The 23,306-nt window shown below is 70.7% G+C and carries 21 protein-coding genes and 1 tRNA gene; 11 read left to right on the plus strand and 11 right to left on the minus strand.

What is annotated here, in order from left to right; all coding sequences use genetic code 11:
- The first annotated feature begins 60 nt into the window (after positions 1-60).
- Both ISU10_RS09505 and ISU10_RS09510 read left to right on the plus strand, forming a co-directional pair.
- The gene (locus ISU10_RS09505) at positions 61-1,401 is read left to right on the plus strand and encodes an acyl-CoA dehydrogenase family protein (protein WP_194696141.1); all 1,341 of its coding nucleotides are present in this window, start codon (positions 61-63) and stop codon (positions 1,399-1,401) included.
- Positions 1,398-2,624 (plus strand): acyl-CoA dehydrogenase family protein, encoded by a 1,227-nt coding sequence (locus ISU10_RS09510; protein ID WP_194696142.1) that lies wholly within the window; start codon positions 1,398-1,400, stop codon positions 2,622-2,624. Before ISU10_RS09505 ends, ISU10_RS09510 begins: the two co-directional genes overlap by 4 nt.
- Positions 2,625-2,629: 5 nt before the next feature.
- Here the strand turns inward: ISU10_RS09510 and ISU10_RS09515 are convergent, their stop codons facing one another.
- The 7 genes from ISU10_RS09515 to ISU10_RS09545 form a co-directional block, all read right to left on the minus strand.
- Positions 2,630-3,397, minus strand: coding sequence for a glycosyltransferase family 92 protein (locus ISU10_RS09515; protein ID WP_194696143.1), 768 nt, complete (start codon positions 3,395-3,397; stop codon positions 2,630-2,632).
- A gap of 20 nt (positions 3,398-3,417) precedes the next feature.
- A complete protein-coding gene (locus ISU10_RS09520; RefSeq protein ID WP_194696144.1) occupies positions 3,418-5,922 on the minus strand; it encodes a glycosyltransferase in 2,505 nt (834 codons plus the stop codon).
- A 26-nt stretch (positions 5,923-5,948) separates the two neighbouring features.
- A complete protein-coding gene (locus ISU10_RS09525; RefSeq protein WP_370865061.1) occupies positions 5,949-7,406 on the minus strand; it encodes an LLM class flavin-dependent oxidoreductase in 1,458 nt (485 codons plus the stop codon).
- Between the two features lie 40 nt (positions 7,407-7,446).
- Positions 7,447-7,743: a YiaA/YiaB family inner membrane protein gene (locus ISU10_RS09530; protein ID WP_194696145.1), complete on the minus strand. Its 297-nt coding sequence runs from the start codon at positions 7,741-7,743 to the stop codon at positions 7,447-7,449.
- A gap of 85 nt (positions 7,744-7,828) precedes the next feature.
- Positions 7,829-8,995 (minus strand): galactokinase, encoded by a 1,167-nt coding sequence (gene galK / locus ISU10_RS09535; RefSeq protein WP_194696146.1) that lies wholly within the window; start codon positions 8,993-8,995, stop codon positions 7,829-7,831.
- 37 nt (positions 8,996-9,032) lie between these two features.
- Complete coding sequence (locus ISU10_RS09540) at positions 9,033-9,620, minus strand: LysR family substrate-binding domain-containing protein (protein ID WP_194696147.1); 588 nt, start codon at positions 9,618-9,620, stop codon at positions 9,033-9,035.
- Between the two features lie 29 nt (positions 9,621-9,649).
- Positions 9,650-11,029, minus strand: a complete 1,380-nt coding sequence (locus ISU10_RS09545; RefSeq protein ID WP_194696148.1) for an OmpA family protein — start codon at positions 11,027-11,029, stop codon at positions 9,650-9,652.
- Between the two features lie 294 nt (positions 11,030-11,323).
- Between ISU10_RS09545 and ISU10_RS09550 the strand changes: the two genes are divergently transcribed.
- A complete protein-coding gene (locus ISU10_RS09550; protein ID WP_370865063.1) occupies positions 11,324-12,574 on the plus strand; it encodes a Fic family protein in 1,251 nt (416 codons plus the stop codon).
- 101 nt (positions 12,575-12,675) lie between these two features.
- On the opposite strand, the gene ISU10_RS09555 is transcribed toward ISU10_RS09550, so the two are convergent.
- A tRNA-Leu gene (locus ISU10_RS09555) sits at positions 12,676-12,761 on the minus strand.
- A gap of 83 nt (positions 12,762-12,844) precedes the next feature.
- On the opposite strand from ISU10_RS09555, the gene ISU10_RS09560 reads away from it, so the two are divergent.
- Positions 12,845-14,224 (plus strand): M20/M25/M40 family metallo-hydrolase, encoded by a 1,380-nt coding sequence (locus ISU10_RS09560; RefSeq protein WP_194696178.1) that lies wholly within the window; start codon positions 12,845-12,847, stop codon positions 14,222-14,224.
- A 115-nt stretch (positions 14,225-14,339) separates the two neighbouring features.
- Positions 14,340-15,347 (plus strand): calcium-binding protein, encoded by a 1,008-nt coding sequence (locus ISU10_RS09565; RefSeq protein ID WP_194696149.1) that lies wholly within the window; start codon positions 14,340-14,342, stop codon positions 15,345-15,347.
- 9 nt (positions 15,348-15,356) lie between these two features.
- Here ISU10_RS09565 and ISU10_RS09570 read toward each other — a convergent pair whose 3' ends face one another.
- Positions 15,357-15,590 carry a DUF5703 family protein gene (locus tag ISU10_RS09570; protein ID WP_370865065.1) on the minus strand — a complete coding sequence of 78 codons (234 nt, stop codon included), beginning with the start codon at positions 15,588-15,590 and terminating at the stop codon, positions 15,357-15,359.
- Position 15,591: 1 nt separating this feature from the next.
- Positions 15,592-16,560 (minus strand): aldo/keto reductase, encoded by a 969-nt coding sequence (locus ISU10_RS09575; RefSeq protein WP_194696150.1) that lies wholly within the window; start codon positions 16,558-16,560, stop codon positions 15,592-15,594.
- Between the two features lie 79 nt (positions 16,561-16,639).
- Here ISU10_RS09575 and ISU10_RS09580 point away from each other — a divergent pair, with 79 nt between their 5' ends.
- Positions 16,640-17,467, plus strand: coding sequence for an undecaprenyl-diphosphate phosphatase (locus tag ISU10_RS09580; RefSeq protein ID WP_194696151.1), 828 nt, complete (start codon positions 16,640-16,642; stop codon positions 17,465-17,467).
- Between the two features lie 35 nt (positions 17,468-17,502).
- Positions 17,503-18,579, plus strand: coding sequence for a M48 family metallopeptidase (locus ISU10_RS09585; RefSeq protein WP_194696152.1), 1,077 nt, complete (start codon positions 17,503-17,505; stop codon positions 18,577-18,579).
- A gap of 12 nt (positions 18,580-18,591) precedes the next feature.
- On the opposite strand, the gene corA is transcribed toward ISU10_RS09585, so the two are convergent.
- Positions 18,592-19,572 (minus strand): magnesium/cobalt transporter CorA, encoded by a 981-nt coding sequence (corA, locus tag ISU10_RS09590; RefSeq protein ID WP_194696153.1) that lies wholly within the window; start codon positions 19,570-19,572, stop codon positions 18,592-18,594.
- A 43-nt stretch (positions 19,573-19,615) separates the two neighbouring features.
- Here corA and ISU10_RS09595 point away from each other — a divergent pair, with 43 nt between their 5' ends.
- The 4 genes from ISU10_RS09595 to mshC all read left to right on the plus strand — a co-directional run bounded on the left by ISU10_RS09595 (position 19,616) and on the right by mshC (position 23,109).
- A complete protein-coding gene (locus ISU10_RS09595; protein WP_194696154.1) occupies positions 19,616-20,368 on the plus strand; it encodes a histidine phosphatase family protein in 753 nt (250 codons plus the stop codon).
- Positions 20,369-20,391: 23 nt separating this feature from the next.
- Positions 20,392-20,964: a DUF3090 domain-containing protein gene (locus tag ISU10_RS09600; protein ID WP_194696155.1), complete on the plus strand. Its 573-nt coding sequence runs from the start codon at positions 20,392-20,394 to the stop codon at positions 20,962-20,964.
- 5 nt (positions 20,965-20,969) lie between these two features.
- Positions 20,970-21,740 carry an SCO1664 family protein gene (locus ISU10_RS09605; protein WP_370865068.1) on the plus strand — a complete coding sequence of 257 codons (771 nt, stop codon included), beginning with the start codon at positions 20,970-20,972 and terminating at the stop codon, positions 21,738-21,740.
- Positions 21,741-21,876: 136 nt separating this feature from the next.
- Entirely contained in the window at positions 21,877-23,109 is a 1,233-nt protein-coding gene (gene mshC / locus ISU10_RS09610) for a cysteine--1-D-myo-inosityl 2-amino-2-deoxy-alpha-D-glucopyranoside ligase (RefSeq protein ID WP_194696156.1), read from the plus strand.
- Positions 23,110-23,306 lie beyond the last annotated feature (197 nt).

Raw genomic sequence — 23,306 nt, forward strand, 5'->3', positions numbered from 1 at the left:
AGCAGAGCCACGGGGCGAGGTGCTGACGGGCAACTGTAACTCGGAGTTACAGTAAGTCGCATGAGCCCTCATGGCGTCTCGTCCCGCGACAGCAGGGACCCCATCGGCTACGCCGTCGCCGCGGTCAACCGCCTGGCGCAGAGCGAGCTGCTCGACCGCCTCGGCATCCGGAGGCGGGCCGAGAAGGCGGTCTTCACCATCACCCGCAGCGGCTTCCGTACGGCGACCACAGCCGGCCGCGCGTTCGCCAAGGCCGGTCAGCGCGGGCGCGCTGGTGCCAGACCAGGTGCCTCGTCCACCCACGGGGTCTTCGACCTCACCCCCTCCGAGGACGAGCAGATGCTGGTCGACGTCGTCTCCGAGCTGGCCGCAGAGGTGGTCCGTCCGGCTGCCGCCGAGGCCGACGCCGCCTGCGCCACGCCGGAGGTGGTCTTGAAGGCCGGCAATGAGCTCGGCCTGACCATCCTCGGCGTGCCCGAGTCGCTCGGCGGACTGTCCGAGGAGCGCACGGCCGTCGCCGGCACCCTGGTCGCGGAGGCGCTGGCCAAGGGCGACCTCGGCATCGCGGTCGCAGCCCTGGCTCCGGGTTCGGTGGCCACCGCGATCTCGCTGTGGGGCACCGACGAGCAGCAGGCGACGTACCTCCCGGCGTTCACGGGAGACGACCCGGCTGCGGCAGCGATCGCGCTGACCGAGCCCACCGTCTTGTTCGACGCCCTCGAGCCGGCGACGACGGCGCGGCGCACCGCCCAGGGCTACGTGCTCGACGGTGTGAAGTCGCTCGTGCCTCGCGGGGCGGACGCCGACCTGTTCCTCGTGGGTGCTCGCCTCGAGGACGGCAACTGCGCGCTCTTCCTCATCGAGGCAGGCACATCCGGTCTCGAGGTCGAGGCCGAGCCGGCGATGGGGGTCCGCGCCGCATCCTTGACCCGGCTGTCGCTCGACGGCGTCGAGGTCTCCGAGGCAGCCCTCCTGGGGGAGGGCGACGGCACGACGTACGTCGAGTGCGTGCGGCTCTCCCGCCTCGCCTGGTGTGCGCTGGCCGTCGGCACCGCTCAGGCGGTCCTCGACCACGTGGTGCCCTACGTCAAGGAGCGCGAGGCGTTCGGCGAGCCGGTGGCCCACCGCCAGTCGGTCGCCTTCCTCGTCGCCGACATGGCCATCGAGCTGCAGGCGATGCGCCTGTTGACCTACAAGGCAGCAGCGCGGGTGGCGGCCGGCAAGGACGCGAGCCGTGAGATCGGCCTGGCCCGTCAGCTCTGTGCGAGCAAGGGGATGAGGATCGGGCTCGACGGCGTGCAGCTGCTCGGCGGCCACGGGTTCGTCAAGGAGCACCCGGTGGAGCGGTGGTACCGCGACCTGAGAGCCATCGGCCTGATGGAAGGCGGTGTCCTCGTATGACCATCTGGCTCGACGACCCCAAGAAGCTGGTTCCGCTGCGCGACCAGGCCCACCAGGTCGCGATGAACATGCTGCGGCCGATCTCCCGCAAGTACGACGCGGCGGAGCACGAGTACCCCAAGGAGCTCGACCTGCTCGCGGCGATGATCGACGGCCTCTCGGAGTCCGGCGCCAGCAACGGCGCGGGCGCCGCCGGAGTCAGGCGCGACGAGAAGGAGAAGCCCGAGGCAGGCGTCAAGAACGGCACCAACCTCGCCTCCGTGCTCGGCATCGCCGAGATGTGCTGGGGCGACGTCGGACTGCTGCTGTCGCTGCCGCGGCAAGGACTTGGCAACTCGGCCATCGCGTCGGTCGCCAGCCCGGAGCAGCAGGAGCGGTTCGCGGGCGTGTGGGCGGCGATGGCGATCACGGAGCCCGGCACCGGCTCCGACTCGGCCAACATCGCGACGACCGCGGTGCGCGACGGCGACGAGTACGTCCTGAACGGCGAGAAGATCTTCGTCACCTCAGGTGAGCGTGCCGACGCCGTCGTGGTGTGGGCAACGCTCGACAAGACGCAGGGCCGGGCGGCGATCAAGAGCTTCGTGGTGCCCAAGGGCACGCCTGGCATGACCGTCGAGCGGCTCGAGCACAAGCTCGGCATCAAGGCCTCCGACACCGCCACGATCCGCTTCGAGGACTGCCGCGTGCCGGCCGAGAACCTGCTCGGCTCGGCCGACATCGACGCCGGCACGTCGGGGCAGGGCTTCGGTGGTGCGATGGCGACCTTCGACAACACCCGTCCCCTGGTGGCGGCGATGGCGGTCGGCTGCGCTCGCGCCGCCCTCGACCTCACGCGGGACCTGCTGGAGCAGGCCGGGGTGAGCATCGACTACGACCGCCCGGCTCAGGTGCAGTCGGCCGCCGCCGCGAAGTACGTGCAGATGGAGGCCGACTGGGAGGGTTCTCGCCTGCTCATGCTCCAGGCCGCCTGGATGGCCGACAACGGCAAGCCCAACTCGCTGGAGGCGTCCATGGCCAAGGCGAAGGCCGGTCGGGTCGGTTCGGACATCACGCTCTCGTGCGTCGAGCTGTGCGGCAGCGTGGGCTACGCCGAGAGCGAGCTACTGGAGAAGTGGAGCCGCGACTCCAAGATCCTCGACATCTTCGAGGGCACCCAGCAGATCCAGCAGCTGATCGTGGCCCGCCGGGTCCTCGGGCTGACCAGCGCCGAGCTGAGGTAGCCCGCTCAGCGGGGGCGCACCGGGTCCTCGACCGAGTAGGGGATGTCGACGCCGACCTGCAGTGGTATCCGGAAGTGGTGCACGCGGGCCCGCTCGGGGTCGAGGGTCTGCTGGCGTCCGGTGCTGATCTTGTGGACGGTGCTGGTCAGCCGCGCGCACCTGTAGCGCACGATCGACTTGGGTCGGTTGGCCCAGCGCTGGTCCTCGAGCGCCAGCAGGTCCTCGCGGGCCCAGCGGCGGGTGTGCTGCTCCAGCACCGGGCGGGCCGGGTCGTGGCCGGTCGTGTCGACGTTGAAGTTGAGGAACCGCAGGCGCGGAGCCTCGGCCTCCTGGGTGACCTGGCGGATGCCGGAGTAGCCCCGAAGCACGATGTACTCGTCGACGTCGATGAACGCCAGCCAGCCCCGCCCGCGCTCTCCGGCGGCGTAGGGCGCCATGATCTCGGGGATGCGCTGGTGCTGGCGCCACGACAGGGGATCGTGCCCGCGGATCTGCTTGGCGGCGATCTGCTCGGCGTGCTGGCGCTGCCACTCGGCACGCAGCAGCTGGTACTGGCCCGGGGTCAGGCCGTCGGCGTAGATGCCGATCTCGGGTCGCGGGTGCACCGTAACGACGGCGGGTACCTCGAGCGACCTCAGGGTCGCCTCGGTGCCGTCGACGTCGCCGTCGAGCACGATCTGGAAGTCGTCGAAGCCGAGCTCCGCGTGGTAGTCGACCCACTCGCCGATCTTGTGGGCGTCGCCGCGGGTCATGGTCACGATCGTGTGCGGCACACGGCGACCTTAGTCGGGCCTCACCCGTCCAGAGAGGTGACCTCGGGGCCGGCGTAGGCGAGCAGCGACTCGCGTCCGTCGAGCCCGAAGTACGCCGCCAGCGCGATCGCCTCAGCCCGTGACGGGTCGGCGCGCATCCGCTCGAGGTCGAGCACGATCGGACCTGCTGCGAGAGCCCGCGTGGCAAACGGGTGCCGGGCGTTGAGCACCCGCCTCAGCTCTCCGGCGGCGTCCGGCGTGAGCCGGTCAGCCGCTCGTCGCCAGACCAGGGCTGCCGGCTCGTCGGAGAGGTGGGCTCCCACGGCGCGGCCGTCCAGGTCGACGTCGGCGAGCTCGGCGGCGTCCTCCGCACCACGGTCGTCGTCACCGGCGAGCAGCACGACACGGCGTACGTCGCGCAGCAGGTCCGGCAGGGCCAGCGGGTTGTCAGGGTCCACGAGGACGTGGACATCGCCCACGGAGACGCTGGTCGCGACTGCGGCCGACGCACGGACAGGCGGGTACGGCGGGTGAGGGGCCTGCTGTCGGGCGCGCGCGGCCTCCACGAAGGGCGCCGCCCGCTTCACCCAGGCGTCGTGCACCTCCTCGGGGCTGGCGCCGGCGAGGATGCGGCCGAAGACGTCGGAGAGCAGCTCGCGAAGGCCGTCGCGCATCGCGGTGAAGTCGGGGGAGTCGGGGGTGAGGCCGATCAGTCCCGTGAAGCGCGCATCGCCCGGCACGTTGGGTCGGAAGTCGACGGGCAGACCGAGGCTGGTGGCGGGGAGGTAGGCATGCAGCCGACTGGTGACCACGCGCTCCAGCCGCCGCTGGTAGGTCTCGAGCAGCTCGACCGCGGCGCGGATGCCGGTGACCAGCTCGAGGTCGCGGTTGACGGCCTGGGCGTTCTCGAACCGCTCGACGGGCCGGCCGGGGGGTAGGCCCTCGGGGTCCTCCAGGTCGACGACCCCGACGGCTCGAGCGTCACTGCGGTCCAGCGAGTCGAGCGCCGGGAAGACCGCGTCGACGGTCGTGGTCACGCAGCCGGTGAAGAAGGCGTCCACGCCGGCGCTGAGCAGCACGTCGACCGTCGCCCAGTCGCGGCACCCGACCGGACCGTTGTCCCGGAGGTAGGCCAGCGTCGGCTCGTCGAGTGCGTCGAGCGCGTGCAGGTGGAAGGAGAAGAACAACGGCCGCAGCGCGGCGTTGTAGGGCAGGCCGTAGCGCAGCCCGAACGAGGTGTGCAGGTGCCATCCGAACGCCGGCAGCCAGGTGCCGTCGTCGACGGGGTCGCCCTGGCTGAAGTCTCGGCTGACCGGCACCAGGTGCACCCGTCGCGGCTCGGTGCGGATCCGGAGCTCGGGGCGCACCCGGGCCTGGAGGTCGCTCGCGAGCTCTCCGAGCCCGTCGACGCCGCTGAACTCCACGTCGCTGAACCGCGCGAGGTTGCCGAGCAATGCCAGCGTCTGCACGTAGTCGCCGATGTTCTTCGAACCCCGGGGCCGGTCGGGCTGGCGGTAGTGGAAGACGCCCACCTGGATCGCGTCAGCCGGGGGCTCAGGCCACGCGACCGGGTGTGTCCAGGCGCGCAGGTGGTCGAGCCGGCGCCGTTTGCCGCCCTCGAGCTCGGCGGGGTCGCGGCGCTCGGCTGCCTCCACCAGGTCGCGGGCGACATCGGGGTGGCCGGTCACGATGAACCGCCCGGCCAGCCGGATCAGGTCAGCGGTGGGCAAGGACGCCGGCCGGCGCCCGATCGCCACCGCCTTGGCGACCGACTCGGGGGTGTTGCGCCGCAGCGCGCGCTCGGCCCGGTTGAACGCCCCGTGCCTGGCCCCGTCCTTGTTCTCGCGACCGGAGGGCTCCTCGCCCACCGACGGGAGCCTCTCGACCACGGTCACCGGTCGCCCCTCGAACCAGCTGGCCACGGTCTCCTTGCTGGCGTCGCCGCTGCGGGCCGAGGTGTAGGCCTTGCCGCTCTTGCCCCCGTGGTGCACGAGCACGTCCTCGTAGTCGCGGACCGCCGCGACCCGGTAGCCCTCGCGCAGGAGACGTGCCTCGAGTCCCGTGACCGACCACCACCACTGGTAGGTCTCGTCCAGCCCGGCGCCCCACACGTGACGATCCACCAAGAAGCAGAACCCGTCGGCCCGCGACCACGCACCGCCGGTGATGTAGCGCAGGCCCGTCGCGCCTTCCTCGTGGGCGGCGAGCATCCGGGTCAGCCAGTCGGGGTCGAGCACCTCGCAGTCGGTGTTGAGGAGCAGGACATGCGTGGCGTCGCGAGGAGCCATGGCGACGCCGATGTTGCAGCCCTCGGCGAAGAAGGTGTTGCGGTCGAGCAGCGCCAGCCGGTTGATCCGGCCCCGGAACCGCTGCGCGGTCCACCACAGCTTGGTCGCCCGGGAGCTGTTGTTGTCGACGACGACGATCTCGTAGTCCACCCCGCGGGTGCGCCGCACGGACGCCAGCATCTTCTTGGCGTAGTCGAGCGCGTTGTAGCTGACCACGACGATGGCCACCTTGGTGGCCACCTCCGGCGCGTTGTCCATGCGCCAGAGGCTACGGATGGGCGGGGTCAGAGGGCCAAACCGGACAGCGCGAGGACGTCCTCGGGCCCGTCCAGGTCGGGGGTGGAGACGAAGACGGTGCCGACCCCCCGCTCGACGAGGCCGGCCCAGCGGTCGCGCTGTTGGGCGACCGTACCGGCGTGCTTGCGCGCCGCGTACGCCGCGGCCGGCGTGCGCCCGCGGTGCTGCTCCACCCGGGCCCAGACCTCCTCGCGGTCGCGGCCGACGACCGGCAGGTCGAGGACGGTGATCTCGAGGTCGTGGCGCGCCCGCCCGATCCGGTCGAGGTGCTCGTTCAGCACGGCGAGCTTGTGGTCGAGGCGCTCGACATCCGAGGGCAGGTTGCAGGCATCGCCGAGCCGGGCCGCGATCGCCAGGGCGCGCCGCTCGCCGTTGCCGCCCACGATGACCGGGATAGGGCCATCCGGCCGCGGGTAGCTCGTCGTCTCCGGCAGTGAGACCCGCTCGCCGGCGTACGCCTTGGTCCCCGGGGCCCACAGCGCCCTCATGGTCTCGATCGCCCCCTCCAGGGAGTCGAGACGCTCGCGCGGCGGCGGGAACGGCAGACCGTACGCCGCGTGCTCGCGGTCCCACCACCCGGCACCGACGCCGACGAAGGCCCGCCCGCCGGTCAGCGCGTGCAGGGTCGCCGCGGCCTTGGCGGTGATGCCGGGCGGCCGGAAGGTGACGGGCGTGACCAGGGTGCCCAGGCGCAGACGGGTGTCGAGGCCCGCGACGAGACCGAGGGTGACCCACGGTTCGGGGATCGGCGCCCAGGCCCGGTCGACCTGTGGGATCTGGATGAGGTGGTCCATCACGGCCAGTCCGGCGAAGCCGGCCTGGTCGGCGGCCAGCGCCATCGACCGCACCCAGGCCCCGGGGTCCTCGCCCCAGGGGAACCGGGAGAGCTGCAGCATCACCGTGAGCCCCTGCGAGGAGCGCCGGTCGTGGTGCGGCGTCGGCACCGCCGCAGGGGCGGCCGGTGCTGCCTCGGCCAGCTCGGGCGTGACCACGTGGACGTGGTCCCAGCCCTCCTCGGCGACCTCGGCACGCACCCGGCCGAAGCGTTGCAGCTGGCCGGTGAGAGCGGGTGCGGGGACGACATAGGCACGGTCCGCGTTGCGCCGCCGAGTCTCCCCGGGAGGGGTGTCGACCAGCACGACCACGGCGGGGAGCCCAGCACGGCGGGCTGCCGCCAGCCACGCGCGACGCTTGTGCGCGTCGAGGCCGAGGGTGTCGATCACCGTCGTCAGCCCGCGCGACAGGCGACCTGCCACGATCCGCTCGAGGAGCTCGAAGGCCTCGTCGGTGGCCCCGAGGTCGTGCTCACCGCTCCCGAGGACCGACCGCAACTCGTCGGACGACACGATCTCGTGGCGGCGGAAGTGACGTGCTGCCAGATGCGACTTGCCCGACCCCGCGGGTCCGACGAGAACCACGAGCGCGGGATCGGGCAGGCGCAGCACACGACGGAGTGTGTCAGCCGGAAAAGTGAGCAGCCAGCGATCAGGAGGCGACGTTCTTGTAGGGGTCGTGGGTGGCCATCGCCTTCTCGAGGCGGGCCTGGTCGAGCCGGCTGACCACGGCCTCGTCCTCCTGGCGGTCCCGGATGACCTTGGCCAAGGTGAACGACGACGTGACCAGATAGCAGATCGACAGCGCGAAGAACGCCTTGATCCACGGGTCGGCGGGCAGGTAGTAGACGGCGACCATGACGGCGAACAGTGCCAGGCCGAAGGAGACGACCGCCTGCATGTAGAAGGCACCGGTGTTCTTGGGGTTCGAGATCTGCGAGGTGGGCATGACCCCAGCGTGCAGGCAGCGACCGGAGGCCGGCCTCCGCGAAAGTACCCGTGTGCAGGTGAGTACGACTACTCGATCCGGGTAGTCAGCACAGTCCGGCAGCGGCGGAAGGGGTGGCCCGGAGAAACGCGGGGCGGCGGAAGTCACGTGCGTCGAAGGCGGCGTCGACGGCCGCCGTGACCGAGTCGAGAGCATCGAGATATACGACGGCGACCGCGGACCCACCGAAGCCTCCTCCCGTCATCCGGGCACCGACCGCGCCGGCCGTGAGTGCCGCGTCGACGGCGGTGTCGAGCTCGGGGCAGGAGATCTCGAAGTCGTCGCGCATCGAGGCGTGCGAGGCCACGAGCTGCTCGCCCAGGGCGGCCCAGTCGCGATGCTCCAGTGCGTCGACTGCGCGGGCGACCCGGTCGATCTCGGTCACCACATGTCGGGCGCGACGGCGGATCCGGGCGTCGCCGAGGGCCTCGACGCTGTCGATCGTCGCCTCGCGGAGCGAGGGCACGCCCAGCTCGCGGCAGGCGGTCTCGCAGTCGGCGCGGCGGCTGGCGTACCCACCGTCGACGAGGGCGTGCGAGACCCGGGTGTCGACGACCAGCACGGCCAGGCCGGCGTCGTCGAGCGCCAACGGCACTGCTCGTGTCGAGTGGTCCAGGAAGTCGATGAGCAGGGCCGAGCCGGACTCGGCAAGCAACGACACCGTCTGGTCCATGCCCCCCGTGGGAGCGCCGGCCACCTCGGTCTCGGCGCGCATGCAGGCGGCGACGAGCTGGTGGCGGAGGGTCTCCCCGTCGGTCAGCCCCACGACGTCGGCGATCGCCACCGCGACCGAGCACTCCAGCGCAGCCGACGACGAGAGCCCGGCCCCCAGAGGCACGGTGCTGTCCACACAGACGTCGAGCCCGGGTACGTCGACACCCGCTTGGCGCAGCGCCCACGCGACGCCCGCTACGTAGCTGGCCCAGCCGGTCACCTCGCCGGGGCCGATCCCTGCGCCTTGCCACTCGTCGTCGGTCTGCGCGCTGCGCACCCGCACCAGCGAGTCCGTGCGGGCCGACAGTGCGGCGTACGTCGCGTGGGGGAGCGCGACCGGCAGGCAGGTGCCGGCGTTGTAGTCGGTGTGCTCGCCGATCAGGTTGACCCGGCCGGGCGCCCGGGCGATCACGGCCGGGTCGGCGCCATAGGCCGTGCGGAACGCCGCCGCCGTGGAGTCGGCCAGCTCCGAGGCCTCGCCGGGAGACAGGAGGGTCACGGGACTGACCCTAGGGCCGACATCACGGGCGTGGTGCTCAGCGGCTGCTGCGCGCTGAGCGACCGCGTACGACGCCCACGAACCGCTGGGCGCGCTCGTCGTCGCGCTCGACCAACCAGGCCAGGGCGACCGTGGTGGTGGACAGGTCGGTCACGGGCCGGACCACGACGTCCTTGCGGTGGAGCAGGCGTGCCACGGACATGGGCACGATGGCGATACCGGTGCCGGCGGCCACCGTCTCGATGGCGTCGCGCTCGGACATGGGCGGCCACTCCAGCTGCGGGGCGTCCGGGCGCCAGCCCGAACGGTGGGGGAGCACGAGCTGCTCGTCGACGAGGTCCGCGAGGGTGACCTCGTCCGCGGCAGCGACGAGGTGGTCGAGGGAGGCCACGACGACCGGCACTTCGTCGTACAGGGCGATCACATGGAGCCCGTCGCGGTCGACCGGCAGCCTGACCAGTGCCATGTCCAGGGTGCCGTCTGCGAGGAGGGCTCGTTGGTCGGCCTCGGTCACGGGGACGAGCTCGAGGGGCTCGCGCGGGTAGCGCTCACGCCAGACCCCGGCCCACTTGTCCGGCGTCGCGCCGGTCACGAACCCGACGCGGAACGGCTCGACGGTCCTCACCTGGTCGATCCTGTCAGGGTCGGTCGTGGCTACTGGCTGTCGGGAAGGGTGATCTCGACGCGCCGGTTCTTGGCCCGGCCCTGCTCGGTCTTGTTGCTGGCCACCGGGTTGGCCTCGCCGTGGCCGAACGCCTTGATCGTGATCTCGTAGTCGCCGAGAGAGGAGCGCAGGTAGGTCTTGACGGCCTTGGCCCGGTCGAGCGAGAGCACGAGCGCATAGGAGTTGGAGCCGACGTTGTCGGTGTAGCCGTGGACCTCGATGGTGCCCTTGAGCTCCGCGGCGATGATGTCGTCGGCCAGGTCGGCGATCGCTGACTTGGCGGCGCGTGACAGCTTCGAGCTGTTGATGCCGAAGGCCAGGTCGGACTGGAAGGTGACGTCCGGCTTCTCGGTCGGCTGGCCGTTCGGCGTCTTCGTCGGCGTCGCGGCGGGGGAGGTCGGCTTGTTGGTGGGCTTCTTGGTCGTCTGGGTCGGGGTGGGGTCCGTCTGACCAGCAGTCGCGGTGTTGTCGTCGCGTCCGAGCCACCAGGTGCCGGCGGCGATGGCCGCGACCAGCAGCATCACCAGCGGTACGACGAGCAGTGCCCGTCGGCGCCCACCTTTCTCCTCGTCGTCGTCGGGCTCGTCAGGGACGAACGGCGGCGGGGTCCACGAGGTCTTGAGTGCCTCTTCGATCGGGACCGGCTCGGGCTCGGGTTCGGGCTCGGGCTCCGGCTCGGGCTCCGGCTGGGGCTCCGGCTGGGCGACCCGAGCCAGTGGCACCGGCAGCGCGGCGGCGTACTCGGTGTCGACGTGGGGCTTGCTGCCCATCTGGTAGGTCTTGAACCCCGAGCCGGACGGCGCCACGAACGCCGACTGGATCTCGGAGACGGCCATGTCGAGCGGGTCGACGTGCAGCCCCATCGCGGCGCGCAGCAGCGCGCGGGGGTAGCTGGCGATGATCTCGTGGACGGAGGCGTCGTCGTGCAGCACCGTCACGCGGACCGGCATGTTGAGGGTCGTGCCCTCGGTCTTGCCGAAGTCGCGGTCGAGCACCAGCGAACCGCCGCCGGCGGCGACCACCCCCTCGGACGCATCCGGACCGCTGTCGCTGTCGCTGGCCGCGTCGCCGGGCTCGCCGACCGCCGGGGGCGGGGCGCCGATGTCGCGGACCCTGGCCTCCTCGATGACCTGGCCGTAGCCGATGTGGCGTGCGTGGGAGTCGAAGACTAGACCCGGGAACCGCTCGAAGGCCTCCTCCAGCCAGTAGAGGACCTCCTCCTCGCCCTGGATCGACCACGAGCGGTCGTCGGTGCGGACGATCGTGGTCGGCCGGAACTCCAGCAAGAGCCCGTTGAGGTCTCCCCGGCCCAGCGCGTCCAGCAGCCTGGTGGCGGGAGAGTTCGTCTCGAACTGCTCCTGGTCGTCCATACCCGACCCTTCCGGCACCCATGGTGACTCGTCGTCTGGCCGCGTGCCCCCGTGCGCGCAGCCGCGGTGGAAAGTGTGCCTCGCCCACTGGTCCGGACCGCTCACGTCGCGCCCAAGGAGACGACTGGTCCAGACCACTCGGCCCTGGGGTGCGCCCAGCGTCATCGACGTGACACCGGGGGCAGAGGTCCTGTCGGCTCTTGCGCATCGAGCACGATCCTTCTTCAGGATGAAAGTTAGAAAAGGATAATGAGCTATCCTTTTCTAACTTGCTGGCGAAGACAGGGATCGACTGTGACGCGGACGCACGGACTTGCGCTTTCCTGGGACAAGGTCACCTGGGAGCCGACCACACCTGTCCAAGCAATGGATCGCCAGCGATTGTCGGTCAACGGAAGGCCCTATCGCGCGGCAGTACCCACCGTCATCGAGTTCCTGCAGTTCGACATCGACCCAGACGTAGCCGCGCGAGCAGAAGACGCCAGGGCAGCGATCACGCGGTTCGACGCCGAGCTCTCCGCCCTGTTCGACGGGGAGTTTGCCCCGCTGTCCGCGGTCCTGCTTCGGACCGAGTCCGCGTCATCCTCACAGATAGAGAACATCACTGTCGGCGCCAAGGCGTTGTCCCTGGCTGATGTCGGACTGGCCAAGTTCGGGTCGAATGCCAGACTCGTCCAAGCGAACGTCGAGGCCATGAACCGCGCCCTCGAACTCATAGGGCCCCTGACCATTGACCACATCTTGGCCATCCACGAAGCCCTCATGCACGGTCAGGACCGAGCCGCTCCCGGACATTTCCGTGACCAGCAAGTCTGGATCGGCGGGACGGACTACTCACCACATCGGGCGGACTTCGTCCCGCCCCGGCATCACCGGATCGAAGACTCGATCAGAGACCTCTGCGCCTTCTCCGAGCGAACTGACCTCCCGCTACTGGCACACGCGGCCATCGCACATGCCCAGTTCGAAACGATTCACCCCTTCAGCGACGGAAACGGCCGCACCGGCCGCGCACTGGTCCATGTCATGCTTCGAAACGGTGGTGCGACCACCCGCACCACGGTTCCTGTGTCTGCGGGGCTGCTCTCCGACACGACCGCCTACTACGACGCGCTGACCGCCTACCGCGACGGCGACCCCAACCCGATCATCGACGAGTTCAGCCGAGCCGCATTCGCCGCCGTCAGCAACGGCCAGCAGCTCGCCGGCGAGCTGAAGGCATTCCATGACGCTTGGGCGGTCAGCCTCCGCGCCCGCAAGGACGCCGTCGCCTGGCGGGTCCTACCGTTCCTGCTCCGCCAGCCGTCGGTGACCTCCAAGTTGGTCCAGGAGACGATGAACGTCACCCAGCCCGCGGCTGACAACGCGCTGCGCCAACTCCAAGAGGCTGGGGCCCTCTCCAGGCCCACGACCGTCCACGGCGAAGGCCAGAAGAGGAACGTTGTCTGGCAGGCGACCGAAGTTCTCGACGCCCTTGATCGGTTCGGTGAACGCGCCCGCCGGAACCCGAGGAGCGGAACCTCGTCTTCCTCTCCTGCCCCCTGAGAACCTGATCCCGCGGTTCTCGACCGAGCGCACAAGAGTCTGCTGCGGCGGGCTCCGTCCTGCACGCGGACAGCCGAGCTCCGCTCGGCAATTCGATCGTGTGTCCGAGGGGGGACTTGAACCCCCACGCCCGATAAAGGGCACTAGCACCTCAAGCTAGCGCGTCTGCCAATTCCGCCACCCGGACGAGTGCGGCTGGAAGCGTAGCAAAGGCGATCGGGTCTGCCCGCATCGCCAGAGGCGTCTGTCGGGGGTGCTTGGATGAGGCGCATGACGGGCCATCCAGACGACTCCGCGGGTCGCTCTTCGGGCGACAGCTCAGGTCCTTCCTACGACCCCGCCGCCGAGGTCGTCGACATCTGCCGAGACCTGATCCGGATCGACACGTCCAACTACGGCGACCAGGAAGGGCCGGGGGAGCGCAAGGCCGCCGAGCTGGTCGCAGCGTTGCTCGACGAGGTGGGCATCGAGGCCCGGCTCATCGAGGGGGAGCCCGGCCGCACCAACGTCGTGGCGCAGTGGGGCGGCCGATGGGGCGACCCGGCCGGGCAGCGGGGCGGGCAGCAGGGCGGGCTGCTTCTTCACGGCCACCTCGACGTCGTACCTGCCGCAGCCGAGGACTGGCAGGTGCACCCGTTCTCGGGTGAGGTGCGTGACGGCTTCGTGTGGGGCCGAGGCGCCATCGACATGAAGGACTTCGACGCGATGCTCCTCTCGGTGGTGCGCGCCAGGGCCCGCGCCGGCGCCGTGCCCGAGCGGCCCATCACCTTGTGCTTCACCGCTGACGAGGAGGCGGGCGGACACCGCGGCGCCGAGCGGATCGTCGAGGAGCACCCCGACGAGCTGGCGCACTGCACCGAGGCTGTCGGCGAGGTGGGTGGGTTCAGCACCCAGGTGCGCGGCCGTCGGCTCTACCTCATCGAGGCCGCCGAGAAGGGCATGGCGTGGGTTCGGCTCACCGCCCGTGGCCGGGCCGGACACGGGTCGCTGCTCAACCGCGAGAACGCCATCACGGCGCTGGCTGCGGCGGTCGCGCGGATCGGCACCCATGAGTGGCCCGTGCGCCTGACGCCGACGATGCGCACGCTGCTGGCGACCGTGGCCGAGCTGGCCGGCACCGAGGCCACGCCCGACAACAGCGAGGCCCTGGTCGAGGAGTTCGGTGAGGCGGCTCGGATGATCGGCGCCGTCTTGCGCAACACCCTCAACCCGACGATGCTCCAGGCCGGCTACAAGGTCAACGTCATCCCCACCGAGGCCACGGCCCACGTCGACGGACGGTTCCTGCCGGGTTACGAGGACGAGTTCTGGGCGACCTTCGCCGAGCTGTGCGGTGACGACGTCTCCTACGAGGCGCTCTCCCACCAGCCACCGTGGGAGACGCCGTACGACGGGGCACTGGTCGACTCCATGACCCGCGCCCTGGTCGCCGAGGACCCCGACGCGTTGGTGGCCCCCTACCTCCTCAGCGCCGGGACGGACGCCAAGCACTTCCGCACGCTGGGGATGCGGTCCTACGGGTTCGTCCCCCTGAGGATGCCGGAGGACGTCGACTTCTCCTCGCTCTTCCACGCGGTCGACGAGCGGGTGCCCGTCGATGGGCTGGAGTTCGGTGCCCGGGTGCTGGACCGATTCCTCGACCAGGTCTGACCATGGACCCGGTGGGCGTGCTCGACGACCTCGCTGCTTGCTGCGAACCTTTCCGGCGCAGCCCGCATCCGACAGGTGGGTACCTCCTACCAACCCCCTGAGGAGCTCCGGAGACATGTCAGCGCCCCGACGCGCGCCAGCTCGGCGACCCCTGGCGGTCGTGGGCGCCCTGCTGGCTCTGCTCCCGATGGTGGCCGTCTCCTCGGCGGCGACCGCGCGGGGGGCAGCGGAGTGTCACGGCCGGGCGGCAACCGAGGTCGGGTCGGCCGGAGCGACGATGGTCGGCACACCGGGCAACGACGTGTTCATCACCCGGGGCGCCACCCGCGTCGACACGGGTGCGGGCGACGACTCCATCTGCATCACCGGCCGCGGACCCGTCGTGGTCAACGCCGGCCCGGGCGACGACTGGGTGGGCGCGCGCAGGCACATCGGCAAGTCGTTCGTCAGCCTCGGCTTCGGTGATGACGTCTTCCTCGGCGGCAAGGGTGTCGATCGGGTGTGGAGCCAGGAGGCTGCCAACCAGAACTCACCCGACGACCAGGACGCGATCTACACCGGCGAGGGCAACGACTACGTGATCAGCGGCAGCAGTGCGGCTCCCAACATCGACCGGGTCAACCTCGGGCCCGGCAACGACGTCTTGGTGACCTACGGGTTGACGGGCGCGGCATCGCTGAAAGGTGGCACGGGTAACAACACCTACCAGCCCCTGCCAGGCGCGGCGGTCAGCGGTGAGTGGGTCGTCGACAACGTCACCGGACGTGGCGTCCTCGACGGCCTGACCCGGCTGGTGTGGACGGCCTTCCAGCGGTTCGAGCTGCAGGGCCTGCACGGCTCGCAGGTCACCTTCTTGGGCAGTCGCGCCAACGAACGGGTCACGGCTGCCGGAACCTGCCGGGTCGTGCTCAAGGGACGCGCAGGCAACGACCAGCTCTACGTCGGCTCCAACGGCTGCAACAACCTGCCCGCGGGCGACGCCTTGCTGCTCGGCGGCCCCGGCGACGACTTCCTCTTTGGCGCGGCCGGGGACGACGTACTTCGCGGTGGCAGGGGCAGGGACCGCGCCGACGGCGGTCCGGGCGACGACACCTGCTTCGCCGAGCGCAAGATCTCCTGCTGAGCCGACCCCTCAGGCCATCGGCCGAAAGAGCGTCGGGCGGACCCGGATGATCTTGCGCCGCAGCACCACGCGCCGGGTCCCGTCCGGCGAGACCCGCACGCGGTCGAGCTCCCACCCGCCGTGCTCGGCCCGCTCGACCAGCATCTTGGTCACCACTGACCTGGAGAAGTCGCGGGCGATCGTGAGCCGCTCGTACTCCCACTCCACCCCGGGGGAGGGCGGACGCCGGAGTACGCGGCTCACCTCACTCCTCCCCGTTGCCTGCGGGGAACCCGGAGACGTCGTCGAGAGCCCGGGCGATCTCCTCTGGCAGGGCCAGCTCCTCGACCCCGAGAGCCCCCCGTAGCTGCTGGGCGGTGCGAGCGCCGACGATGGGGGCAGTCACACCCGGGCGGTCGCGCACCCAGGTCAGCGCGACCTCCAGCGGGCTCCAGCCCAGACCGTCAGCCGCACGCACGACGGCTTCGACGATGCGCTGCGAGCGCGGGCCCAGGTAGGCCGAGACGAAGCCGGAGAAGTGGGACGTAGCGGCGCGGGAGTCGGCCGGAGTGCCCGAGCGGTACTTGCCGGTGAGGACGCCACGCCCCAGCGGTGACCAGGCGAAGACCCCGAGCCCCAGCGCGCGGGCGGCCGGCAGCACCTCGTCGTCGATGGATCGGTTGAGCAGGGAGTACTCGACCTGGGTCGAGGCCAGCCACGCCCGGCCCGGAACCGCACGCTGCCAGGTCGCCGCCTGCGCCGTCTGCCACCCGGAGTAGTTGGACACGCCGACGTAGGACGCCCGGCCACTGGCCACGGCGGTGTCCAACGCGGAGAGGGTCTCCTCGATCGGCGCGTCGTCGACCCACGTGTGGACCTGCCAGAGGTCGACGTGGTCGACGCCCAGGCGCTTGAGCGAGGCGTCGAGCGAGCTCAGCAGGTGGCCGCGAGAGGCGTCGGTGACCCGGCTGCCCGTGCGGCGCGAGACACCGGCCTTGGTCGCGATCACGATCTCGTCGCGGGCGACCACATCGCCCACCAGACTGCCGATGAGCTCCTCGGACGCGCCGTCGGCGTAGCCCGCCGCGGTGTCGACCAGCGTGCCGCCGGCCTCCGCGAACGCGATCAGCTGGTCGCGCGCCTCGTGCTCGTCGGTGTCGCGGCCCCAGGTCATCGTGCCGAGCCCGAGTCGGGACACCTTGAGGCCGGTGTCACCGACTCGACGCACGTGCATGCGGATAACTTACTGGCAACCCAGCGACCTCTAGGGTGGGACGCGGCCACCTCCCGAACGAACAGGCACGAGCCCACCCATGGACTACCTGGACGCAGTCGTCCTCGGCATCGTCGAGGGGCTCACCGAGTTCCTCCCCGTCTCCAGCACCGGCCACCTGACGATCGCCGAGAAGGCGCTCGGGCTCGACCTGGACGACCCTGCAGTGACGGCCTACACCGCCGTCATCCAGATGGGCGCGATCCTCGCCGTCGTCGTGTACTTCGCCCGCGACATCGCCAGGATCGCGACCGCCTGGGTGCGTGGCCTCTATGACGCCCAGTGGCGCGGTCACCGCGACCATCGCATGGGCTGGTACGTCATCGTGGGCAGCATCCCTGTCGGCGTGGCCGGCCTGCTGGGCAAGGACCTGATCAAGGGCGACCTGCGCTCGCTGTGGGTGGTCGGCGTGGCCCTGGTCGTGTGGAGTGCCGTGATGTGGCTCGCCGAGCGGGTCGCCACCCAGGACCGCACGGAGAAGCAGCTCTCGCTCCAAGACGCCGTGATCGTCGGGATGGCTCAGGTCGTCTCGCTGGTGCCCGGCATCTCGCGGTCCGGTGCGACCATCTCCGCAGGCCTGTTCTTGGGGCTGGACCGTGTCGCGGCCACCCGGCTCAGCTTCTTCCTCTCGATCCCGGCGCTGCTGGCTGCTGGCATCTACGAGCTGCCCGACGCCTTCGACGGCTCGCTGGGCGCGGGACCGATGGTGGTCGGGACCGCGGTCGCCTTCGTGGTCGCCTACGCCAGCGTGGCGTGGCTGCTGAAGTTCGTCGCGAGCCACACGATCGCGTGGTTCGTGCCCTACCGCGTCGTGGTGGGCGTCGCCCTCCTCGTCTTGTTGACCACCGGAGCCATGTCCGCTACTTGACCCCCGCCTTGGCCGCCCGTGTGAGGATGCGCATCATGGCGGACGACTCGGAGAACGGCCCAGGAGCAGACGACGGCATCGGCAGGCAGCCGGCTCGCACTCGCACGGTGCTGACGGGCATCAGCTCGCGAGCGTGGGAGCACCCCGCCGACAAGGGCGCGCTTGTCGCGCTGCGCAGGCTCAAGGGCTTCGACACCCTCCTCAAGACGCTCTCGGGCCTGGTCAACGAGAGATCCATGCGGCTGCTCCTCCTGGGCTCGGCCGTGCGCGCCGACGAGCGCAACTTCGCCCGTCTGCACCGGCTCCTCGCCGACGTCGCGGCCGTCCTCGACTGCCAGGACGTGCCGGAGCTCTACGTCCGCGCGAGCCCCGAGTTCAACGCGTTCACGATCGGCATGAGCAAGCCGATCATCGTGGTAAACTCCGGCCTGGTCGACCTGGTCGGCACGGACGACGACGACGAGATGCGCTTCCTGCTCGGCCACGAGCTCGGCCATGCGATGAGCGGCCACTCGGTCTACCGCACGCTCCTGATGCGGCTCCTGGGCCTGACCGGCGTCCTCTACGCCGTCCCGGGCGGTGCGCTCGGACTGCGTGCCATCACGGCCGCGCTCTACGAGTGGTCGCGCAAGTCCGAGCTGTCGGCTGACAGGGCAGGCCTGCTGGCCGGCCAGAACCCCGCGGCTGCGACGCGCTTCCACATGAAGCTCGCTTCGGGTGGCCACCTCGACGACCTGGACGCGACGTCGTTCTTCGCGCAGGGCAACGAGTACACCGAGACCGAGGACCTGCGCGACTCCGTCCTCAAGCTGCTGCTGATCGAGAACCAGACCCACCCGTTCGCCGTCGTACGCGCCTGCGAGCTTCGTCGCTGGACCGAGTCTGGCGAGTACACGACCATCCTCGGCGGCACCTACCCGCGTCGCGAGGGAGACTCCACGGCCAAGATCAGCGACGCCGCCCAAGAGGCCGCCGCCAGCTACGGCGACGCGTTCCAGCGCACGCAGGACGCGCTAGGCATGTTGCTCCACGACCTCGCGGGCTGGATGGGGCAGGCCAGGCTGTGGCTCGACGAGCGGTTCCGCCAGCAGCCGCCCGACGACGACGCCTAGGGGCCGCAGCGCTCAGAGCCACCCCGACTTCTTGAACAACAGCCACAACGCCCACACGATGACGCCCATCAGCCCGATCGCGTAGGCGTAGCCGAACTGCCAGCGCAGCTCGGGCATGTGGTCGAAGTTCATGCCGTAGACGCCCGCGATCAGGGTGGGCACGGCGGCCAGGGCCACGCCCGCCGAGATCTTGCGCATGTCCTCGTTCTGCTGCACCGAGATGCGCGCCAGGTGTCCCTGGAACGCTGCCGTCAGCAGGTTGTCGAGCCCGTCGATGACCTCGGCGGTGCGGGCCAGGTGGTCGTAGACGTCGGCGAAGAACGGCCGGGCCTCCACGTCGATGTTGTCGACCTGGGCCTCGGCGAACTGACGTATGGGCTCCTTGAGGGGGATCACGGCGCGGCGCATCTCGGCGACCTCGCGCTTGAGCTTGTAGATCCGCACGGCGTCGTCGGTGCGCTCGGGCGAGAACACCGACGACTCGACCTCGTCGACATCCGCCTGCAGCGACGCGGCGACCAGCTCGTAGTCGTCGACGACACGGTCGCACACGGTGTAGACGACGGCAGAGGGCCCGTGACCGAGCACCTTGGCATCGCTCTCAAGGTCGATGCGACGGGTGTGCAGCTCCGAGCCCTCGCCGTGGCGCACTGTGACGACGTACTTCGCGCCGAGGAAGATGTTGATCTCGCCGGTCTCCACGGCGTCGTCCGCGTCGACGTACCACAGGGTGCGCAGCGTCAGGAAGAGGCTGCCCTCGTAGCGGTCGAGCTTCGGCCGCTGGTGCGCGTTGAGGGCGTCCTCGACAGCGAGCGGGTGGAGTCCGAACGCCTTGGCCACCGCGTTGAGCTCGGCCTCGGTGGGATCAGTCACCCCGACCCAGATGAAGTCGTGCTCCTGGTGGGCCTCGGCGAGCATCGCCGCGAAGTCGCGACCGTCGGCAGGGAGGGGGACTCGCTCGCCCTTGCGGTAGAGGGCGCTGTCGACGATCACGTCTCCACGGTAGCCAATCGGCTCCTCGGCTACCGTCAGCTCCGTGGCAACCGTGATCCTCGTCCGACACGGCCGTACCTCCGCCAACGTCGGGGGAGTGCTGGCCGGTCGCACGCCTGGTGTGAGGCTCGACGAGACGGGGCTGCAGCAGGCCGAGCGGACCGCGGCCCGGCTGGCCGACGTCGGTCTCGCGGCACTGGTCTCCAGCCCGCTCGAGAGATGTCGGCAGACCGCCCAGGCGATCGCGCGAGCACAGCGCGCCTCGGGACGCGAGGTACGGCTGGCCACGGACAAGGGACTCACCGAGTGCGACTACGGGCAGTGGCAGGGCCGCCCGCTCAAGGAGCTGGCCAAGGAGCCGCTCTGGAAGGTCGTGCAAGCCCAGCCGTCAGCGGCAACGTTCCCCGGCGGGGAGTCGCTGGGCGCGATGCAGGCCCGGGTCGTCGATGCCGTCCGACGCCGGGATGCGGCGCTCGAGAACAAGCACGGTCCCGGGGCGGTGTGGGTCGCGGTCAGTCACGGCGACCTGGTCAAGGCACTCCTGGCCGACGCCCTCGGCATGCACCTCGACCTGTTCCAGCGGCTGCACGTCGACCCGGCCTCGGTGTCCGTCGTGCGCTACACCGCAAGCCGCCCCTACGTGCTGGCGACCAACACCCACGAGGGCGACCTGTCCTGGCTGTCCCCGCCCGCCAAGAAGGCCGGCAAGAAGGCCGCCAAGGTCCACAGCCGCAGCGGCGCGCGCTCGAGCGACGCGGTGGTCGGCGGCGGCGCCGGGCCCTCGGCTTCCGCCTAGGGCGTCGACATAGGGTTGTCGCCGTGCCTGTGATCCACGAGTTCGACCCCCCCGAGCGCTTCGTCGTCGGCACTGTCGGCGAACCCGGACAGCGCACCTTCTTCCTCCAGGCCCGCAGCGGCACCCGGATGGTCAGCGTGGCGCTGGAGAAGCAGCAGGTCGCCGTGCTGGCCGAACGCGTCGACGAGCTGCTCGACCAGGTCCTCGAGGACGGGCCATCGGGCACCATCGTCCCGGCCCTGGCACCCCACGACCTCGACGACCAGGCACCCCTCGAGCAGCCGATCGAGGAAGAGTTCCGCGCCGGCACGATGACGCTGTCGTGGGATCCGTCGGAGAGCCGGGTCGTGATCGAGGTGTTCCCGATCACCGGCGAGGTCGTGGCCGGCCCAGAGGACGACGAGGAGTACGAGGAGCCCGAGCCCGACGAGGTTCTCCTGGTCCGGATCACACCCGGCGCCGCTCGAGCCTTCGCCCTGAGAGCCGGCCGGGTGGTCGAGGCGGGCCGGCCGAGCTGCCCGTTCTGCGGCGGGCCGGTCGACCCGGAGGGGCATCTGTGCGTCCGGGCCAACGGCTTCCGGCGACGCGAGGCCTGACCTCGGTGAGGGAGCCCACCGCCGAGCTGCTCGTCGGAGAGCTGGTCCTGCACGGCCGGGTGATGCCCGCATCCAACGCGACCTTCGTGGGCGAGGTGTGCGGCACGACCGTGGTCTACAAGCCGGTCGCCGGGGAGCGCCCGCTGTGGGACTTCCCCGACGGCACCCTCGCGGACCGCGAACGCAGTGCCTATCTGGTCTCCGAGGCGCTGGGGTGGAACGTCGTGCCGCTGACCTTCCTGCGCGACGGTCCGCACGGACCTGGGATGGTCCAGGTCTGGCAGGAGCCCGACGACGAGCAGGAGGCGGTCACCGTCGTGCGGTCGCTCGCCGAGCGTCCGGGCTGGCTCCACGTCTTCGACGGCGTCGATGACCGCGACCAGGACGTGTCCCTGGTCCACGAGAGCAGTGCTGCCCTGCGCCGGATGGTCGTCTTCGACGCCATCGTCAACAACGCCGACCGCAAGGGCGGCCACGTGCTGCCGATGGGCGACGGACACCGCTACGGCGTCGACCACGGGGTCAGCTTCCACACCGATCCCAAGCTGCGGACCGTGCTGTGGGGCTGGGCGGGCGAGCCGATGGACGAGCAGGAGCTCGCGGGGTTAGAGCTGGTCGCGGCGGCCCTGTCCGCCGACCTGGGGGAGGCCCTCGGCGCGCACCTCACGCCGTACGAGGTCGAGGCCACCCGCCGCCGCGTCGCCCGCCTGCTGCGGACCGGCGCCTTTCCCTTGCCACGTGGTGACTGGCCCGCGATCCCGTGGCCGCCGTTCTGAGCGGCTCAGGTGCGCCGCGGAGGCTGAGCGGCCGGACGGCTTGCTCCGGCGGCACTGGGGAGCGGTCCAGCACGTCGCCCTTGCGCTGACGTAGGCAGTGGTTCGCGGGCCGGGGTGGCCCGACTACGCTGCCGCCATGCGTTCCTGGCCGGTCCCGGACCTTCCCGCTCTGCCGGTCACCGGGCCTCAGGTTGCTCTGCACGACACCGCCTCGAACGCCCTGGTGACCATCGCGCCGCAGGGTCAGGCCCGTCTCTACGCGTGCGGCATCACGCCCTACGACGCGACCCACATGGGTCATGCGGCGACGTACGTCGCGTGGGACCTGCTCCATCGGGCGTTGCTCAATGCCGGCCACGGGGTCAAGTACGTGCAGAACGTCACCGATGTCGACGACCCGTTGCTGGAGCGCGCGACCTTGGTCGGCGTCGACTGGGTGGAGCTGGCCGAGCGCGAGACCGAGCTGTTCCGCCAGGACATGACGGCCCTGCGGGTGATCCCGCCGGCGGCCTACATCGGCGCGGTCGAGTCGATCCCGCTGGTGATCGCGCTCATCCAGCGGTTGCAGGCCGCGGGGGCGGTCTACCAGGTCGAGGACGACCTCTACTTCTCGGTCACCGCCGACCCGGCGTTCGGGGCCGAGTCGCGGTTGGACCGGGAGGAGATGCTGCGGATCTTCCCCGAGCGCGGGGGAGACCCTGACCGAGCCGGCAAGAAGGACCCGCTGGACTGCGTGGTCTGGCGCGGGGAGCGTGAGGGCGAGCCGTCCTGGGAGAGCCCCTTCGGTCCCGGACGACCCGGCTGGCACATCGAGTGCACCGCGATCGCCCTCGACGAGCTCGGCGAGACCTTCGACGTCCAGGCCGGCGGCTCGGACCTGGTCTTCCCCCATCACGAGATGTGCGCCAACGAGGCACATGTCGCGACCGGCAAGCCCTTCGCCAAGACCTACGCCCACGCAGGGATGGTCGCGCTCGACGGGGAGAAGATGTCGAAGTCGCGCGGCAACCTGGTCTTCGTCTCCCAGCTGCGCAACAGCGATGTGGACCCGATGGCGATCCGGCTGACGCTGCTACGTCACCACTGGCGCAGCGACTGGGAATGGGACGACGCCGAGCTCTGGACCTCGGTCGACACCTTGGCCGACTGGCGCCGGGCCTTCTCCCTGCACGCGGGTGCATCGTCGGGTCCGGTGGTTGCCGACGTGCTGGCCGCGATGGCCGACGACCTCGACGCACCGCGCGCGTGCGCCGCCGTAGATGCCTGGGTCAAGGCCACCCTCGGCGGCGACGAAATGGCCGACACCAGCGACCCCGGCGCGGCCGACGCCGTCAAGACCATCGTCGACGCGGCCCTGGGCATCATCTAGATCCCCGCCCGGTGGTTGAGGAGGTCGCGCAGCGACCGTCTCGAAACCCCGCGAGCGATCAAGCACACCGCCGGGTGGTTGAGGAGGTCGCGCAGCGACCGTCTCGACCGGCACCCGGCTGCTGGTCTGGGCGCGTTGTCGCCGCCTGCCGCGCGACGCGAACACCCCGTTGAGGGTCTACCGGGCGGCCACGCTGA

Source organism: Nocardioides agariphilus (genome assembly GCF_015352445.1).
GTDB classification, from domain to species: Bacteria; Actinomycetota; Actinomycetes; order Propionibacteriales; family Nocardioidaceae; genus Nocardioides; species Nocardioides agariphilus.